Source organism: Stenotrophomonas sp. YJH_SMC_119 (assembly GCF_059368315.1).
Window position 1 is genome coordinate 651,530 of the sequence record NZ_JCAFRP010000001.1, and the last position, 17,742, is coordinate 669,271.

The window sequence follows — 17,742 nt, forward strand, 5'->3', positions numbered from 1 at the left end:
CCGAGCCCATGCTCGGCTCCATGCGCCGGCGGTAGAGCAGCCGAGCATGGGCTCGGCTCTACAGGATCAACGGCACCCGCTTGCTCGCCTCCGTGAAATACCCACGCGGATGTCACATCCGTGCGCTACTCTGTAGCCAGGTCGCAACAGGGAGTCATCGCATGCATCGCGCCCGTCAGCATGCTGCCAGCCAGACCCGCGAGCGGCGTCACCGCCTCGCCCACGAAGCCGCCCGCCTGATGGCCGAAGGCGGCATCCGCGACTACCACCAGGCCAAGTTGAAGGCCGCCAGCCGGCTCGGCATCCACGACGATGCCTCCCTGCCCCGCAACACCGAGATCGAAGACGCCCTGCGCGAATACCAGCGGCTGTTCGCTGGCCCCCAGCACGGCAGCGAGCTTCAGCGCCGCCGCGAGGCTGCCATGCGTGCGCTGGAGTTCCTGCACGGCTTCTCCCCGCGCCTGGCTGGCCCAGTGTTGGAGGGCACCGCCGACGCCAACAGTCCCGTGCAGCTGCACCTGCACAGCGACGACCCGGAAGCCGTGCACCGCTTCCTGGAGGAGCACGGCATTCCCGCCGAATCGCGGACGCGCCGCCTGCGCATGGACCGCGAACGCTGCCTGGACGTGCCGGTGTGGGTGTTCAGTGCCGAGGAGCTGACCTTCGACCTGGCCGTGCTGCCGTACGACGCCCTGCGCCAGGCCCCACTGTCACCGGTGGATGAGAAGCCGATGCGACGTGCGTCCGTGGCGCAGTTGCGGCAGGTGCTGGCCGAAGCGGAGATCAGCGCGTACATCGGCGGATGACGGTAGCGCCGGCCCATGGGCGGCGAGCGCAGCGGTACCTGCCAGTGATGGGTGCGGACCGTTGGTCCGCACCGTGCTTCAGGCATTTCGATTGCTCGCCGGAGAGCAGTCGAGCACGGCTCGACTCTACAAAAGCTGCGCTATCTGCGCTGGCAGATGATGCCCATCATGCTCCCGCTACCAGACAAAACGGGTATCGCGCAGCGGGTCGCTGAGCAGCCGCGGCAGCCACGGTACTGGGGCTCGCTGCGGATACTCCCGCATCATCTGTGCATGCATGACCTGCAGGCCCCGCAGCAACCAGATCTGGTCATAGATGTCGTTGAACCCATCCGACCACCCACTCTTCACCCGCTCATGCTCAACCGCCTCCAACGACGGCATCTGGTCCAGCGACACCTCCAGGATCGTCAACAGTGCTGTGTTGATCTGCGCATTCTCAACACCCGCCCTGCGCACATCCTCCAATCGAGCGCGAATCCGTCGGCAGTCGTACGGGACGCACCCACCCGTGGCGGTGATGTAGTCGGCGATGTCCGCCAGCATGTCGGCTTTCAGCCGCCACACCACTTCGCTGTCCATCACCTGCCGCACCCGCATCGTGCGCAACGTGCTCGCCCTTACCTCCTCCGGCGTGGTGAACGGTGCACCCGGCGTGCGGCCCGCGTGGCGCACCAGCACGATGCGATGGATCGCCTCGCTGGTGACGCCCTCGATCCGCAGCGCCGCTGCCTGAGGATGCACGCGCGGCGGCGGCACGCCCAGCATCTGCCACAGGTACCACAGCACCAGCAGCAGACCGGCGATGCATAGCCCGCTCATCAGCGTCCACAGGTCCAGGTTCCGGGTGTAGTAGCGAAAGCGCGCCCGCCAGATATAGAACGTGCGATAGCTGACGATTCCACTTACCCATCTGTACATTGCCTTCTCCTCGGCAAGGACCCCGGCGCGGCGGGGTTCATTACGCGCACCACGCCGGGGCCGCATGGCTTACCAGCCGATGCCCACGCCGACACCCATGCTGCGTTCGCCGCTGTTGGTGAACGCGCCATTGAGGCTGAAGGTGGCCGAGCCCTTCTCGTTGAGCACACGCTGGTAGCCCACCGCCATCGCCGACTCACCCTCGCTGTAGCCCACGCCCGCACCCAGGCGGTTGTAGGTGGCCAGGCCGGCGGTGTTCATCGCCATCGCGGTCTGCGCGCTGCTCATTGCCGCCATGCGGTTGAAGCGCTTGTCCATCTTGTCCAGGCGACGCTCGAAGTTGCTGATCGCGCCATCGGTGTACTCGTTGGCGCGGGCCAGCATCTTCTCCAGCTCGGCGGTGTCGACCTGCGGCTTGGGCGTGTCTTCCTGCTTCGTCTTCGGCTGCGGTGCGGGTTTCTCACCGTCGCCTGCCGACGCCACCTGCTGACCGCCTTCGGCCTGCGGCACCAGCACGTCCGACTCCGGCGCCGAAGCGACGGCCATTGCCTGCGGCTGCGGCGCATCGATGCGCTGCTCCAGCCCGTCCATGCGGCCGTTGAGCTGCTGCTGCATCGAGTGCAGCTGGCCGCCATTGACTGCATCACGACTGCCAGCCGCAATCAAGCCATTGGCCACGTTGGAAATGACCATGCCGTGGGTTCCGGCCAGGGTGAGCTGGTTGAGACCGTCGGCGCGGACGGAGGGCGTGTCCTGGAACACGCTGCGCAGCTGCGACTCGACCTGGTTCACCCTCGAGCGGTTGCTGACCACTGCGCCGTCGAGCGCTTCCAATGCACCATTGAGCGTGGACTGAGACTGGCCCTGCACGGTGAAGCTGGGACCGACGATGTTGCCGTTGGCATCGACCTCACCGCCGAGCGCAGACAGCGCGCCGCGCAGCTGGCCGACGGTGGCGGCGTTGTGGTTGGCGGTGCCGTTGGCGATGTTTACGAGGCGGCGCCCCACTCCTGATGCACCAAAGGAAGCGGTGCCGGCATCCGTGGCCTCAGAGCCGGCCCCAAGAGCGAGAGAACCTTCAGCCCCCAATGAAACCTTGGCTCCAGAACCTATTGCAACGCCATTGGAAGCGTGAACATTCGAACCTGCTCCCACTGCAAAGCCATTCACCGCCATCTCAGAAACACTGGATGCACGACCAAGTGCGATTCCATTCCGCCCCAGAGATGTGGCAAATGCGCCTACTGCAGTTGCACCCTCCCCATCCGCTCGAGCAGAGTCGCCGATTGCAACGCCTAGTCGGCCGGCAATTGCATCTCTACTAAGACCATCAGTATCAATTTTGAAGAATCGCGCCTGCTTCTCAATCGTTGAGACTCGGTCGCTGACGCCATGCAGCTGTCCGCCATTGACTACATCCCGACTGCCGTCTGAAACCTCTCCATCTGACACGCCAGTCAAACGCGCACCGCCGTAGTCGATGACGCTCGCATCCAATCCACGCATCGCCTGCCGCCCCATCTCCCTCTCCTTGCGCATCGCCTCCAGATCATTCCGATTCTGCGAGATCTTCTGCTCTGCGGCGTACAGCTGGCTACCGGTTACAGCATCACGACTTCCTGGCGCCACTCGTCCATCAGCCAAGTTGGTCAGCACCATGCCGTTCGCGCCACTGAGCGCGATCTGATTCATGCCATCGGCACGGGCCGACGGCGAGTCCTGGAAAATCGAGCTAAGCTGATCTTCCACCTTGCCCGCGCGACGACCTGCAGTGATGACGGCGCCATCAAGCGCCATCAGTGCGTCTTCGACCGTGCTCTGCGTTCCGCCCTGCACCGAGTACGTTGGGGCGATGATATTTCCGCTGGCGTCCATGCCTGCTCCGCCGCCGAGGGTAGCGAGGGAATCTTTGAGCTGAGAGACAGTGGAAGCGTTGTGGTCGGCGGTGCCACGAGCGACATTGGTAAGACGACGTTGGGCTTCGGCACTACCAAAAGATGCCGTGTAAGCCTCATCAGCGACCGAGGAATCTCCCAGAGCCAATGCACTGGTCGCCCCCTTCTTGACAATACTGTTCGACCCGAGTGATACCCCACCCACTTCTTCAACTGAAGCGAGAACACCCAGAGCAAATCCATTGTCCGCAGCCTCATTTACCCGCGCAGCCCTCCCCAAAGCAACGGAGTTCTTACCGAGAGCTGCGGAGAAACTACCGACGGCAACTGCCCCCTCACTTGAAACTGAGGCCTCGGCGGAATCACCAATAGCGACACCAATCAGTCCTGCTCGAGCTGCTCCCTGAGGTCCACCTTTGCCACTCGCAAAGTATCGAGAGCTCTCAACAAGACCTTCGATTCCCTTCATAGCTTCGTCCGCAACAGTCTTTGCCGCCTGCGCAGACTGCTCTACGATATATAGTTGACCACCATTCACCACATCGCTGCTGCCAATCTCCAGCAATCCATCCGCCACACCACTGATCTTCCGGTTGGCATTGGCGCTATTGCGAACATCCAACGTCGTTCCGCTGTTCCTTTCGCCCAGACGCACATTGCCAGTCGTAGACACTTGTGCCACCAGCCCGCCAAGCGCCGCGGTTTCGACCAACGCCTTGGCTGCATCCGTCTTTGCCGCCGCCGCTTCTGTGCCCGCAGCCCTGGCAATACTCTCCACCGCCGCCACCTTGTCATTAGTGGCATTGAGCTGCCTGCCGTTGACGGCTTCATAACTGCTGGCATTGACCAGACCATCGGCCACACCAGTCAGCTTTCGATTCGCATTGGCGCTATTGCGCACATCCAACACCGTTCCGCTGTTCTTTTCACCCAGACGGACATTGCCGGTTGCAGACACCTGCCCGACAAGGCCGCCCAGCGTCACCACCTGAGTCAGCGCCTTGCTCGCATCAGCTTTGGCCTCTCCCGCAGCGGTCTGTGCCTTGGCAACATTCTCATTGGTCGTGTTCAACTGCCTGCCGGTCACCGCTTCCGTGCTGGAGGTGCTCAGCGTGGCATCGGCCACACCGGTCACCTTGCGGTTGGCATTGGCACTGTTGCGGACATCCAGCGAGGTACCGCTGTTCTTCTCGCCCAAGCGGACACTGCTGGTGGACGAAGTCTGGCCGATCAGGCCGGTCACCGTGGTGACCTGGGCCAGCGCCTTGCTGGCATCAGCCTTGGCCGCATCCGCAGCGGTCTGCGCCTTGGTGACATTACCATTGGTCGTGTTGAGCTGGCGTCCGTTCACAGCGTCGGTGCTGGTCGTCGTCAGCGCGCCATCGGACACGCCGCTCACCTTGCGCGTGGCCAGCACCGCGTTGCGCATGCTGACTTCCGAGCCGGTGTTGCTGTTGGCGATGCGTACGATGCCGCCTGCGGAATCCTGCTTGATCATGCCGTCAACCCGCTCGTTCATGGCATGCAGCTGCTTACCGGTGACCGCATCGGTGCTGGAGGCGGTGACACGACCATCGGCCACGTTCACGATGCGACGGCGCACCGAGGCGCTGCCTACCGACACCGTATTGGCTTCCGTGGCCACCGAGCGGACACCCAGGGCTACAGCGCCCTGTGCGGACGCAGACGCCGCATAGCCCAGCGCAACGCCGTCGATGTACGCGCGCGTATCGCCGCCGATGGCGATGGCACCGGTGTAGCCCAGGCTTCCCGCACGGGCACCGCCACCGATGGCGACACCACCCGTGCCTGCACCGGTGTCGACCATTGCCTTGGCACCAAGCGCCACCCCACCAGCACCGTTTGCGATCGTGCTCGCGCCCAGGGCAACTGCGTCCTCCTGCTGCGCCACGGAACTCAACCCCAGGGCGATGGCATTTGTACGGCTGGCAGACGCCTTTGCACCAACCGCCATCGAACCCGCGGCCGAAGTGCTGGAGTTGGCACCGAGCGCAAGGGCATCCACGCCACGCGACGACGAGCCGCTGCCGAGTGCGATGGCATTTGCTGCCCTGGCCTCTGCCTTGTTCCCCAAGGCAGTGGCACCAATGTAGGCGGCATAGGCATTGGCACCAACGGCCACGTTGTGGCCGCCATCAGCGGTGGTTCTGGCGTTGTAGCCCACCGCCACGCTATCCACGGCATAGGTGCTTGCCTTGAATCCGAAGGCAGCGCTGTTCTGACCGTTGATCCGGGCACCAATGCCAAATGCGGTGGTGTTGTCGCCTTTCATGTTCACGCCTGCACCGTAGCCAAGCGAGTTCAGGCCGTTGGTCAGTGCATAGCCGACGAACATGGTGTCGTCATAGCGGCCAGCAATGGGCGAGCAGGAAACAAACTCGCCATTTCCCAGATTGAAGGGATCGCACCCAATGTAGTAACGGGTCTTGGCGTGCACCTCTCCGCCCGCCAACAGCAGCGCGACCATCAGCAGTCCACCGGCGCCGGTTATGCGGCTCGATTTCCTGCCGCAGGGCCTGGTCAACTCGCTGGCCACCTCCCAGCAGCCTTTGGCGTGATTCCAGATACGACGATAGATTCGATTCATGTGTTTCTCCTTAACAGGACAAGGAAAGTGAGCCCCGTGCCGGGCACGGGGCGGGCAAAGTGCGGGTTCAGGTCGCCGTCGGTTCGATCGTCCGCACGTGTTCGCGATAGCCATCGCGGGTGAGCCGGTAACGCAGTTGCAGCGAGTTGCCCGGCTGAAGCTGGAACGGCAGCGTCAGTGCGGCATCGGGATAGAGGCTGTGCGACACGGGGTGTGGCGTGCAGGTGCCCGCGGCCGTGCACTCCTCGGCACCGATGATTCCCACGCGCAGCGTGCCGGTGTTGTGCAGCGTGTTGTCCTGGAGGCGCAGGTCCACCACACCGTCGTCGGGGGTGACGTTGACCAGCGCCCCCCAGACCAGGCTGACGCCGATGTTTGCCTGTGCGCCTTCGCCGTCTTCGAGGGGAGCGTCATCCGGCCCGCGCACGCCTTCGAAGTAGAGGCGGTAGGCCGTTTCCTTCTGGACCTGCTGCAGCGGAATCACCCGGATCAGCCGGTTGCCGCCGCCGGAAAGTGCGAACTTGCCGGGGGTGATGGCAATCGCCGCATCCGAGGCTTCCATCTCCTGTTCTTCTTCGGCAGGCGTGGCAGGATTGACGATGCGCCGCAGGCGGGTCTGCACGTACTGCGGAATGGTCGACTGCGAGTACACGCGGATATGGGTGCCGCGCTTGGCATCCACCGCTGCGCGCATCGGGTGGATGGATAGATTGGCGTATGCCGGCAGTGCAAGCAGGGCGCTCACCGGCAGCAGGCAGAACAGCAGCTTCTTCATGGCAGGCTCCTCGGGATCAGGGTTTGGCAGTGGGGACATCGAGCACCACGGTCAGCTCGCCCTCGTACAGGCCGGGGCGCTGGCTGGCGATAGGGGTAGGCGGTGTTTCCAGGGTCAGCGGCGTGGGCACGCAGTACACCGGCTGGCTGATGCCCGGCAGCATCACCAGCCGCAGCTGTGCGCTGTCGATGCCGCGCAGCTGCTGCTTGACGTTGTGCTTCATCGCCAGGCGGTGGCCGCCGTAGTCCAGGTGGACGCGGTAGTCCAGGCGCTGGCTGGCATCGCTGCCGCCATCGCGGTGCCAGAGCGAGAAGTCCGACCCTGCAGGTGGGCGTGGACCGCTGTCGCGAACCGTGACGTCGAGGTATTCGCTCTGCGAACCCAGGCCGTCGTACAGGCACATATCCAGCTGTTTCCTGCCACCCACCACCTTCTGGATGGGGTCGTAGCGCAGATCGAGATTGACCAGCGACGCGACGGTGTCGAAGGTCGGGAAGTAGATCGAGATCGCGTCGTAGTCGGTGACGGTGAAATCGAAGTTGAAGACGTACTTCGCCAGATGCCTACCTGGTGGCATTCTTAGATTAAGTACGAGACTCCCTTTCCAACTGCCAGCCACCAGGCGCGCAACGCTATCCCCAGCAATTGAGACAGCCAGACCCGTGCCGACCGCGTAGTCGATGCCACAAGGTCTGGAATGCGACGACCAGATCGCATATCTGGTATCTCGCCAGTAGTCGAGCGAGCAAACTTGGGTGGAATCCGCTCTATAGATTGAGGCAGCGAAATTGATCGCTCCCGGGGTTCCCGTACGCTCTTCTATCGCACGCACCGGTATCACACTCGTTACACCACCACTTTCTGCCTCCGTGTCTTCGGTACGGCACATTCCAGATGCGGGATCAGTGGACGATTCACACGTCAGAAATAGCTCGCCGTACTGCTTACTCAGATCTATGTCGTACGCGATCAAAGTCTTTGGCGCCCATATCTCAATATCTCCGGGCATCGCTGAGCGATCCCAGCTCATGACAATGTCCTGGGTAATGACGCCAGTAGGTGGATCTGTATCCGGAGGCCGTTGCGCCCACGCCCGCGGCATCACCAGCACGAGCGCACACACCAGCATCAACACGAACATCCAACGCCGGTTCATGGCGTACCTCCTGCAGCAGCGGTCCGGGGCGTGGCGGCAATCAACGCGCGTTCCTGCAGCAGCCGGGTCACGCGGGCCTGCTGGCGGATCTCGGCCGGCAGCTGGGCCACGGCCAGCGGCTCGCAGTGCACGGCGCCGACCAGCAGCACCACCTGGCGGCGCTCGCGCACCTGCAGCGGGCAGTGCAGCAGGCGGTCGTCCTGCAACAGGTACAGCGTCGTTTCGCGACGCGGGAAATCGGCGACGAAGCCGCCGTTGGCGCTGGTGCCGGGCACCGGCGCGTTGAGAATGCGGGCGCCGCCCAGCGGCGCACCAGCCAGGTCGCGGGCATGGCCGATGAAGGTGTAGGTCACTTCGATCGGCACCGGCATGCGCATCAGCTTGCCGGGCGTGAGGAACATCGGCCGTGCACCGCCCACGCCGGTCACGCGGATGGCGGCGATGCTGTCCAGCGTGCTGGCGTCCTGCACTTCGGCACGTTGCGATTGATAGGCCGGCAGCGGCAGCAGCCGGCGTTCGCCGATCTGCAGGCGTTGCCTGCGCAGCCCGCCCACCTGCAGTTCGGCGGCCACGCCGCGCAGGTCGGCGTCGTCGGTATCGGCCACCTGCACGGCAAGGCCGGCATCGGCGCCGTTGGCACCGCTCCAGTAGAAGCCGCGACGGCCGAGCGCGAAGCCGGAACTGTGTGCGCCGCTGTAGCCGGTTTCGCTGCGGCCACGCTGCTGGTAGCGCGCCACGCTGGCGCTGGTGTGGCCGACGCCATTCTGCAGCTGGCCACCCAGTGAAGCGCTGTAGCGCTCGTTGTTGTTGGCGCGCAGCTCGCCCGACAGCTCGCGGTACTGTGTATCCAGTTCCTGGCGCAGGCTCTGGCCAACGCTGTAGTCGATCGCCGGGCGCTGATGCTGCGGCTGGCGCACATCCACGGCATAGCGGCGCTGCCCATCACCGGCAGCGCTGCGGTGCCGACGGCTCAGGCTGAGGTTGACGTAGATGCCACGGTCGCGCTCGGTACTGCCACGCACGCTGTCGGTGCTGTGCTGCCGCCACACACCCACGCGCGTGGAGACGCTGAAATCCTGCCAGCGATGGCTGCGGCTGAAGCTGGCCTGCCAGGTGCGGCTGAGCAGCGGCTCGCGGCGCGGTTCCAACGGCCCCGGCGGCAACAGCGGCTCAAGCCCGAACAACGGATCCTGCTCGAACTCTGGCCGGTGCCAGCCGGTGCGCCAGGTCTGGCGCCGGGTGTAGCCCACGTAAACATTGCCGCCCGCCAGCGGCAGCGACATCGAGCCACTGAGCGCATTGGTGCACCCCAACTGGTCGCGCGCCTCGGCCTCGAACTGGCAGGCCTTGCCACGCATGCGCTGCTGGTAGAGATTCCACGACGCCGTGCGCCGGTACGACAGCTGGTGCTGCTGCCCGTTGCTGCCGTCGCTGCCACGCATGCCGCTGAAGGTGGCGCGTACTTCCTGCGTGGCCATCACCCTGCGCAGGTCCAGGCGGAGCTCGCCGTAGCGGTGCCCGCCGAACGTGGCGGCACCGGCGGTCATCGCCGCGTCGCGGCCCAACGGCACGCGCACGCCGGCCATCGCGATACGCTCGCCATCGAAAGCATCGCTGCGGCGTTCGTTGCGGTGGCCACCCTGCACGAACCATTGCCACTGGCTGTTGGTCCAGTCGCCGCCCTTGTCGAAGGGCGCCTCCTCGGTGCGCACCAGCACACCGTCCTCGTAGATGCGCATGCGCACCAGGTAGTTGCCGAACGGGAAATTGCGGGTGTCGATCTGGTTGATGCCGGCCTGCAGGTAGAAGGTCTGCAGCAGGCGCTCGCCATCGAACACGTCCACCCGCGCATCGCGCGCCAGCAGCACGGTCAGCGGGCTGGCCTGCACCGCCGCGTCGGTGTCCACATAGGCCTGGGTGGTACCGAGGCGTGCGCCCTGGAAGCGGTCCAGCGGCAGCATGCTGAAGCTGAAAGTGCCGCCCTGCGGGCTGGACAGGTTGCGGCGGTCCATGCGCCCGGCCTGCAGGTAGTGCGCCGGCCCCAGGTCGTGGCGGTAATAGACGTTGTCGAACTGGAAATCGTCGTCGCTGTGGCTGCGATAGCGCTGCTGGTTGTAGTACCACTCGGCCGACAGGTGGCCGCGATCGAACAGGCCCAGCGTGCCGACGCCGCGTGCCGACAGCGACTGGTAGTCACGGCCACCACTGAGGTTGAGCGTCTGCTGATGCAGGAACGCGTTCTCGGCATTGGCGGTGACCGTGTGGAAACGCTCGGCGGCAGGCTTGCCGGGAATCCACTGGCGCGCCACGAACAAGCGCACCGCGCCCTCGCCTTCGTCATACAGCGCGCGCACCTCGTCGGGAGCTTCCGGCGGATCGATGTAGCCGCAGCCGGCGCTGGCACCACCGAAGCGGCAGGCCAGATGGCTGTTGCGCGGCAGCGGCTGCGACAGCGCAGGCAGCAGGGCGGCCTGCGCCTCGGCAGGCAGGTCCAGTGACTGCAGCACGCGCGCGGGATCTTCCAGCTGCACGTGCTCCAGGGTCACGCGCACCGGCGACAGCCCGGCCGAGCGGCCGAACAGCTGGATGTCGAGTTGTTCGGTCTGGCCTTCGACCAGATCTTCAAAACCGGGCGGGACGCCGCGCGCGGCCGCCAGCGGAGTGGACAACGCCAGGGCGAGCGCGACCGCCAGCCGGGTGACGGCGGGGGCGTGTAGGGTCATGGGGGCACCGCTGCAAGCGGCCGGCCCGGGATGCGGGCCGGCGCGGGGGATTACGGCGTAGCCGCCTTCTGGTTCAGCACGACGTTGACCAGGCCGCTGTACGCGCCCTTGGTGAGGATCGGCGCCGGCGTGGTCTGTGCGATGGTCAGCGGCATCGAGATCGAGGCGCCCGGGGTCGAGCCCGCACCGTTGAACAGGTCAGCGGCCTTGTACTCGATGGCGGCTGCACCCAGCGCGCGGTTGTTCAGGCTGATGGTCATCGGCACGGTCACGGTGCCGGTCTCGTTGGCCAGGAAGAAGCTGCCATCGATACGCGCTTCGATATCCGCCTTGTCATCGTTGGAATGGATACGCACGCGCTGCGTGTTCGGAATCAGGCCGCGCAGCGGGTCGTGGGTGAGGGTGACCATGTCCGGCAGCGGCGTGCCGTCGTCGCGCAGCAGCGCCAGGGTCGGGTCGACGTCGGCGTAGACGGAGATCTTGGTTTCCACGGCGTGCGCGGACAGCGAAGCAGTGGCCAGCGCTGCAGCGAGCGCGGCCTTCTTGATAATGGCGTGCATGATTGTCTCTCTCGGACAAAGGGGGAATATGAAAGCTCCCCTCCCCAAGGAGAAAAGGGAGGGAAGCATCGCCCGCGGGGATGGGTGCGGGCGACGGAGAGAATGTTAGAAATCCATTGCCATGCAGGCCATTCAAGCATTCCTAAAACGTTGAACGTTAAGGAGAATTCTTGAATTCGCTCAATGTTTGAGGGTTATGCAATTTCCCTCACTGCTTCAATGCAACAAACCTCATTGCATTGAATTTGTAGAGCCGAGCCCACGCTCGGCTACCGTTGGCTTCAACCTGCAGGCACGACGGTGACGTGATCGACATCGATGTCGGTGGGCTTGAAGCGATGCGTGTCGACCTTGCCACGCAGCTCGACCACGGTGTCGGCACCGATGGCCTGCGGCGGCAGGTCTTCGTCATCGATCTCGACCTCGATCTGGCCGCTGGCATCACGGAACTGGTAGCGCTCGTCACCGATCTTGGCGGTGAGGGTGCCACGCAGCACCACCGGATGATCATCGCGCTGCGCACGTGCGTCAGCGACGGTGCTGGCAGCGGCCCCTGCCCCCGGCCCGGTGTACTGCGCGAAGGCCTGCGGGCTCAGCAGGGCCAGCGGCGTGGCGATGAAAGCGATGGCGATCAGTCGGTTCATGGCGTTCTCCATACAGGGATCAGTACGCACAGGTTCTATCGCCTTCGACGTGATACCCATGCAATAGATCCGAAAAGATGTGAATGCGACATTCATTGTCAGAACGCGTTCAGATCCGGAAGCGGGCTCTTATCGTGCGGACCAACGTTCCGCGGTCGCCATCCGCCGAAGCCGATCAGGGCACAAAAAAAAACGCCCCGCAGATGCGGGGCGTTCTCGGCACAACCTACGCGGGGCGATCAGCCCTGGTAGTCGCGCACGTCGCTGCCGGTGTAGACCTGGCGCGGACGGCCGATCTTCATTTCCGGGTCGACCTGCTGTTCCAGCCAATGCGACACCCAGCCGGAGGTACGGCCCAGGGCGAACATGACGGTGAACATCTCGGTCGGGATCTGCAGCGCCTTGTAGATGATGCCGCTGTAGAAATCGACGTTCGGGTACAGCTTGCGGGCGACGAAGTACTCGTCCTGCAACGCAGCCTGTTCCAGCTTCACGGCCACGTCCAGCAGCGGATCCTGCACGCCCAGCTGCTTGAGCACCTTGCTGGTCATCTCGCCGATGACCTTGGCGCGCGGGTCGAAGTTCTTGTAGACGCGGTGGCCGAAGCCCATCAGGCGGAAGCCGGAGGTCTTGTCCTTGGCCTTGACCACGGCGGACTCGACGTTGTCGGCGCTGCCGATCTCTTCCAGCATCTTCAGCACGGCTTCGTTGGCACCGCCGTGGGCCGGACCCCACAGCGCGGTGACGCCCGCAGCGACCGACGCGTACGGGTTGGCACCGGTCGAGCCGACCAGGCGCACGGTCGAGGTCGAGGCGTTCTGCTCGTGGTCGGCATGCAGGATGAACAGCAGGTCCAGTGCCTTGACCACGTCCGGGTTCAGGTCGTACTGGCCGTCAGCCGACTCGAAGGTCTGCTTCAGGAAGCGGCTGACGTAGTCCAGCGAGGTGTCCGGCTTGTTGGCCGGCAGGCCCTTGCCATGGCGGTAGATCAGCGCCGACAGGGTCGGCACCTTGGCGATCAGGCGCACGGCGGCCTTGCGGCGCTGCTCGGCGTCGGACAGGTCCAGCGAGTCGTGGTAGATGGCCGACAGCTGCGCGATCGCGGCCGCCAGGATCGCCATCGGGTGGGCATCCTTGGCGAAGCTGCCGATCAGGGTGTTGATCGAATCGTCGACGTTGGCTTCGGCGGTCAGCTCATCGGTGAAGGCCTTCAGCTGCTCGGCGCTCGGGCGCTCGCCGTTGATCAGCAGGTAGGCCACTTCGACGTAGCTCGACTTTTCCGACAGCTGTTCGATCGGGTAGCCGCGGTACAGCAGCACGCCCTTGTCGCCGTCGATGTAGGTGATGGCGGACTTGCAGCTGGCCGTCGCGGTGAAGCCGGAATCGTAGGTGAAGAACCCCGTTTCCTTGGTCAGCTTCGCGATGTCGACGCAGTCGTTGCCAAGGGTGGGTTTGATGACGGGCAGAACGACCGACTTGTCGCCGGCGTTGAGCGTGACCTGATCAAGATCGGACACTGTGTGCGCTCCTTCATGGGAAGGCGCCTGCCCAAGCGCATTGGTCAGGCACGTGAATGACGTCCTCGGCCTGTGCCGGGGATCAGGTCATTATCGCACAGCAGCATTTGCCCGGCGCTAGACAGAAGTCGTATACGACAGGCAGCCAGACACCGGCCGTTGAGCGGCCCGGATCGGCAAAAGCGTTGTCACACGAACGCAGTGTTCCGCCCATCCAAACGCCCGTTGGGTTGGCGTTGGGGAAAAACAAACGGCCGCGCAGAGCGCGGCCGTTGGTTCGAAGCTGGATCGACAGATCAGCGCGCGTAGCGCTTCTGGAACTTGTCGATACGGCCCGAGGTGTCGATGACCTTGTGCTTGCCCGTGTAGAACGGGTGCGAAGCCGAGGAAATTTCAACCTTGACCAGCGGGTATTCGTTGCCGTCTTCCCACTGGATGGTTTCCTTCGTCGCCATGGTCGAGCGGGTCAGGATCTTGAAATCGGAGGTGACGTCATGGAAGACGACGTCGCGGTAGTTCGGATGGATATCGGCCTTCATGGGCTCACACCGTAAATGGGCTGGTGGTCAAGAGCGGCATTATAAGCACCGGTTGCCGCCCGGGGCAACCGGTGCCGGTCAATCGACGTCAGTCCGCACCCAGGGCCTGGCGCACCAGGGCCTCGAAACGCTGCTGGTCGTAGGCCATCAGCAGATCGCAGTTGTCCGGCTGGCCGGTCTGGCGGTTCCAATCGACGATGGTGGCGCCGCGGCTGAACGTGCCGTTCAGCTCCACGTTCAGCGGGCGCGACTCGACCCGCAGCTGCCCTTCGGGGTTCAGCGCCCAGGCCATGGCCACCGCATCGGCGGTGTACCAGCGCCCGCCCTTGCTGTCTTCGGACAGGCCACGGGTCTTGCGCGAGATCAGTTCGTAGAAGCGGGCGCGATCGGAATCGGCCTGCAGCCACTTCTCGGCGTCCTGCAGCGGCAGGCCATGGGCGACAGTGGCCTCCCAGTCCGACACCAGCAGGTGCTTGAACGAGGTGAACACCACGTGCGCCGCTTCCGGGTCGAACGCAATGTTGAATTCGGCCGCCGGGGTGATGTTGCCGTGGCAGGTGACCGCGCCGCCCATCACCACGATGCGCTTGATGCGCTCGGGCAGGGTCGGGTCCAGCTTCAGTGCCAGGGCAAGGTTGGTCAGCGGGCCCAGCATCACCAGCATCAGTTCGCCGGCGTGCTCGTGCGACAGGCGCAGGATGGCCAGTGCGGCGTGTTCGGCTTCAGCCTGGCGGCTCGGCGGCGGCAGGTCCACGTCGCCGTAGCCGTCACGGCCATGCACGTGGGCAGCGTCAACGGAGGGATGCAGCAGCGGATCCGGGCTGCCGGCAAACACCGGTACGTCGGTGCGGCCGACGATGTCGCAGAGCTTGAGGGCGTTGCGGACGGTGTACTGCAGGCCGACGTTGCCGGCGGCGATGGTCAGGGCGACCACGTCATGCCGTTCGTCGGCAAAGGCCATCAGCAGGGCCAGGGCGTCGTCCACACCGGGGTCGGTGTCGATCAACAGGGGGATCTTGTGGGTCATCGTTGCCGTCTTCAGATCGGCAACGAAGTGTGGACCGGGATGATGACCGTTGCAAGTACGGGGGTTGGGGTTCGGCAGGGCTGCGCCCTGCACCCGCCGAATCAACGGCAAAAGCGGGTTTCCTGGGGGATGGCGGGGTGGGTCCGGTTGCGGGGGACGCTGCAAGTACGTCCATGTAAGCTCGGTCGCCGCATCCATGCGGCTCACGCCCCCGCAACCGGATCCACCCCGCCTTCGACAGATTTCCGCGGCTGTTGGTGGGTGTCGACCTTGGTCGACACATCCATGCAATGCGTGGATGAACATGGAAATGATCCAAAGCGCTGTCTGTAGAGTCGAGCCTTGTCCGACTCCCGCGCGCAGCGCGAGGTAGATCCACGCCATGCGCGGATGAGCATCCCGGAAATGGGGTCAGAGCCCTTTGCTGCACAAAGGGATCCGACCCCTGGGTACTTACGCCGAGGCGTAACGCACGGCGGTGCCGATCCAGCGCTGCACCACACGATCGGCCAGCGTGGGTTGCTGGTCCAGCAGGCGCTCGGCCAGGTCGTGCACGCCGGGCAGCAGGCCGGCGTCGCGGGCCAGGTCGGCGATGCGGAAACCGGCCAGGCCGGTCTGCCGGGTACCCAGCAATTCACCGGGACCACGCAATTCCAGATCCTTCTCGGCAATGACGAAACCATCGTTGGTTTCGCGCATGGTCTGCAGGCGCTCGCGTGCCATCTGCGAGAGCGGTGCCTGGTACAGCAGCACGCAGCGCGATACCGCCGAACCACGGCCGACGCGGCCGCGCAGCTGATGCAGCTGGGCCAGGCCCAGGCGCTCGGCATTCTCGATCACCATCAGCGAGGCGTTCGGCACATCCACGCCCACTTCAATCACCGTGGTCGCCACCAGCAGGTCGATGTCGCCGGCCTTGAACGCCACCATCGTCGCCAGCTTTTCGGCGGCTTTCAGACGGCCATGCACCAGCCCCACGCGCACGCCCGGCAACAGCGCCTGCAGCGATTCGTAGGTGGCCTGCGCCGGGGTGGCATCCAGTTCTTCGCTTTCCTCGATGAGGGTGCACACCCAGTACACCTGCCGCCCTTCCTGGCAGGCCAGTGCGATGCGCTCGATCAGCTCGGGACGACGATCGTTGTTGAGCGCGACGGTCTGCACCGGGGTACGGCCCGGCGGCAGTTCGTCGATGGCCGACACATCCAGGTCCGCGTATTCGGACATCGCCAGCGTGCGCGGAATCGGCGTGGCGGTCATCACCAGCTGGTGTGGCACGCTGTTGCCGCCCGCGCCCTTGTCGCGCAGCGCCAAGCGCTGGTGCACGCCGAAGCGGTGCTGCTCGTCGACGATGGCGAGCGCCAGATCCTGGAACACCACCGCCTCCTGCATCAGCGCGTGGGTACCAACCACCACCTGCGCTTCGCCGCTGGCGACCTGCTCCATCACCTTGGCGCGCGCCTTGCCGGTGACTTTGCCGGCCAGCCAGGCGATGCGCACACCGAGCGGTTCCAGCCAGCCGCGCAGGTTGTTGAGATGTTGTTCGGCCAGCAGCTCGGTGGGCGCAGCCAATGCAACCTGCTTGCCCTGCTCCACCGCCAGCATCGCCGCCAGCGCGGCGACCACGGTCTTGCCGGAGCCCACATCGCCCTGCACCAGCCGCAGCATCGGGCTGGGCCGCGCGAGGTCTTCGCGGATCTGCTTGAACACGCGCGCCTGCGCGCCGGTGAGCGCGAACGGCAGCTGCTTCAGCAGCGCCTTGGCCAGCTTGCCAGGACCGGCCAGCGGCGGCGCATGGTGTGCCTGCAAGGCAATGCGCTGGCGACGCAGGCTGAGGTGATGGGCCAGCAGTTCTTCCATCGCCAGGCGGCGCTGCGCCGGGTGGGTGCCGGCGGCCAGCGCGGCCAGATCGGCATCTGGTGGCGGCCGGTGCACGGTCAGCAGCGCGCTGCGCAGTGACGGCAGCCCGAGGCCATCGAGCCAGCCGCTGGGCAGCAGTTCCAGCGCGCTCTCCTCGGGCAGGCGGTCCAGCGCCTGGCCGATCAGCTTGCGCATGGTCATCGGACCGACGCCTTCGACGGTGGGATACACCGGGTCGAGGCGGTCGCCGAGTTCGGGATCGTCGTTGCGGCCCAGCACCTGGTAGCTGGGGTGGACGATTTCCAGGCCGAGCTGGCCCGGTTTGGGCGTGCCGAAGCAGCGCAACCGGTTGCCGACCGCGAACTGGCCGACCTGCTGCTGGCGGAAGTGGAAGAAGCGCAGCACCAAAGTGCCCCGCCCTTCGTCTTCCACCGCCACTTTCAGCATCGGCCGGTAGCGCATGCCGCGCTCGACCGCGACCACCCGCCCTTCCACCTGCGCCGGCACGCCGTTGCGCAGGTCTTCAATGCGGGTCAGCCGGGTCCGGTCTTCATAGCGCAGCGGCAGATGAAGCCAGAGATCCTGCAGGGTGGCCAGGCCACGCGCCTGCAGTTTGGCGGCCACGGCCGGACCGACGCCCGCGAGCATCGCCAGGGATGCTTCGCCGGACGGTGACAGGACCGGGGTGACCGCCGCCTTGCGTGCCACGTGGCG

12 protein-coding genes are annotated in these 17,742 nt (G+C 65.1%); 1 reads left to right on the top strand and 11 read right to left on the bottom strand.

Going from position 1 to position 17,742, the window contains the following annotated elements:
* The first annotated feature begins 161 nt into the window (after positions 1–161).
* Positions 162–806, top strand: coding sequence for a hypothetical protein (locus tag AC5P6S_RS02995; RefSeq protein ID WP_021203700.1), 645 nt, complete (start codon positions 162–164; stop codon positions 804–806).
* Between the two features lie 177 nt (positions 807–983).
* On the opposite strand, the gene AC5P6S_RS03000 is transcribed toward AC5P6S_RS02995, so the two are convergent.
* The 11 genes from AC5P6S_RS03000 to recG all read right to left on the bottom strand — a co-directional run bounded on the left by AC5P6S_RS03000 (position 984) and on the right by recG (position 17,736).
* Positions 984–1,727: a hypothetical protein gene (locus tag AC5P6S_RS03000; RefSeq protein WP_060380572.1), complete on the bottom strand. Its 744-nt coding sequence runs from the start codon at positions 1,725–1,727 to the stop codon at positions 984–986.
* A 69-nt stretch (positions 1,728–1,796) separates the two neighbouring features.
* Complete coding sequence (locus AC5P6S_RS03005; protein ID WP_495204467.1) at positions 1,797–6,230, bottom strand: ESPR-type extended signal peptide-containing protein; 4,434 nt, start codon at positions 6,228–6,230, stop codon at positions 1,797–1,799.
* 67 nt (positions 6,231–6,297) lie between these two features.
* Entirely contained in the window at positions 6,298–7,005 is a 708-nt protein-coding gene (locus AC5P6S_RS03010) for a pilus assembly protein (protein WP_043034091.1), read from the bottom strand.
* Between the two features lie 16 nt (positions 7,006–7,021).
* Entirely contained in the window at positions 7,022–8,161 is a 1,140-nt protein-coding gene (locus tag AC5P6S_RS03015; RefSeq protein ID WP_495204468.1) for a CblD like pilus biogenesis initiator family protein, read from the bottom strand.
* The gene (locus tag AC5P6S_RS03020; RefSeq protein ID WP_495204469.1) at positions 8,158–10,884 is read right to left on the bottom strand and encodes a TcfC E-set like domain-containing protein; all 2,727 of its coding nucleotides are present in this window, start codon (positions 10,882–10,884) and stop codon (positions 8,158–8,160) included. Before AC5P6S_RS03020 ends, AC5P6S_RS03015 begins: the two co-directional genes overlap by 4 nt.
* A gap of 50 nt (positions 10,885–10,934) precedes the next feature.
* The gene (locus AC5P6S_RS03025) at positions 10,935–11,444 is read right to left on the bottom strand and encodes a CS1 type fimbrial major subunit (protein ID WP_012481149.1); all 510 of its coding nucleotides are present in this window, start codon (positions 11,442–11,444) and stop codon (positions 10,935–10,937) included.
* A 281-nt stretch (positions 11,445–11,725) separates the two neighbouring features.
* Positions 11,726–12,088: a NirD/YgiW/YdeI family stress tolerance protein gene (locus tag AC5P6S_RS03030; protein ID WP_005418949.1), complete on the bottom strand. Its 363-nt coding sequence runs from the start codon at positions 12,086–12,088 to the stop codon at positions 11,726–11,728.
* Between the two features lie 239 nt (positions 12,089–12,327).
* Positions 12,328–13,605, bottom strand: coding sequence for a citrate synthase (locus AC5P6S_RS03035; RefSeq protein ID WP_005418950.1), 1,278 nt, complete (start codon positions 13,603–13,605; stop codon positions 12,328–12,330).
* Between the two features lie 296 nt (positions 13,606–13,901).
* Positions 13,902–14,144: a type B 50S ribosomal protein L31 gene (locus AC5P6S_RS03040; protein ID WP_005410871.1), complete on the bottom strand. Its 243-nt coding sequence runs from the start codon at positions 14,142–14,144 to the stop codon at positions 13,902–13,904.
* A gap of 88 nt (positions 14,145–14,232) precedes the next feature.
* Positions 14,233–15,171 carry a nucleoside hydrolase gene (locus tag AC5P6S_RS03045; protein WP_005410872.1) on the bottom strand — a complete coding sequence of 313 codons (939 nt, stop codon included), beginning with the start codon at positions 15,169–15,171 and terminating at the stop codon, positions 14,233–14,235.
* Positions 15,172–15,624: 453 nt separating this feature from the next.
* Complete coding sequence (recG, locus tag AC5P6S_RS03050) at positions 15,625–17,736, bottom strand: ATP-dependent DNA helicase RecG (protein ID WP_076739916.1); 2,112 nt, start codon at positions 17,734–17,736, stop codon at positions 15,625–15,627.
* Positions 17,737–17,742 lie beyond the last annotated feature (6 nt).

Excerpts from the sequence above, each read along its gene's own strand:
- AC5P6S_RS02995 (WP_021203700.1), top strand. The coding sequence starts at position 162 with ATGCATCGCGCCCGTCAGCATGCTGCCAGCCAGACCCGCGAGCGGCGT.
- AC5P6S_RS03000 (WP_060380572.1), bottom strand. The coding sequence starts at position 1,727 with ATGTACAGATGGGTAAGTGGAATCGTCAGCTATCGCACGTTCTATATC.
- AC5P6S_RS03005 (WP_495204467.1), bottom strand. The coding sequence starts at position 6,230 with ATGAATCGAATCTATCGTCGTATCTGGAATCACGCCAAAGGCTGCTGG.
- AC5P6S_RS03010 (WP_043034091.1), bottom strand. The coding sequence starts at position 7,005 with ATGAAGAAGCTGCTGTTCTGCCTGCTGCCGGTGAGCGCCCTGCTTGCA.
- AC5P6S_RS03015 (WP_495204468.1), bottom strand. The coding sequence starts at position 8,161 with ATGAACCGGCGTTGGATGTTCGTGTTGATGCTGGTGTGTGCGCTCGTG.
- AC5P6S_RS03020 (WP_495204469.1), bottom strand. The coding sequence starts at position 10,884 with ATGACCCTACACGCCCCCGCCGTCACCCGGCTGGCGGTCGCGCTCGCC.
- AC5P6S_RS03025 (WP_012481149.1), bottom strand. The coding sequence starts at position 11,444 with ATGCACGCCATTATCAAGAAGGCCGCGCTCGCTGCAGCGCTGGCCACT.
- AC5P6S_RS03030 (WP_005418949.1), bottom strand. The coding sequence starts at position 12,088 with ATGAACCGACTGATCGCCATCGCTTTCATCGCCACGCCGCTGGCCCTG.
- AC5P6S_RS03040 (WP_005410871.1), bottom strand. The coding sequence starts at position 14,144 with ATGAAGGCCGATATCCATCCGAACTACCGCGACGTCGTCTTCCATGAC.
- AC5P6S_RS03045 (WP_005410872.1), bottom strand. The coding sequence starts at position 15,171 with ATGACCCACAAGATCCCCCTGTTGATCGACACCGACCCCGGTGTGGAC.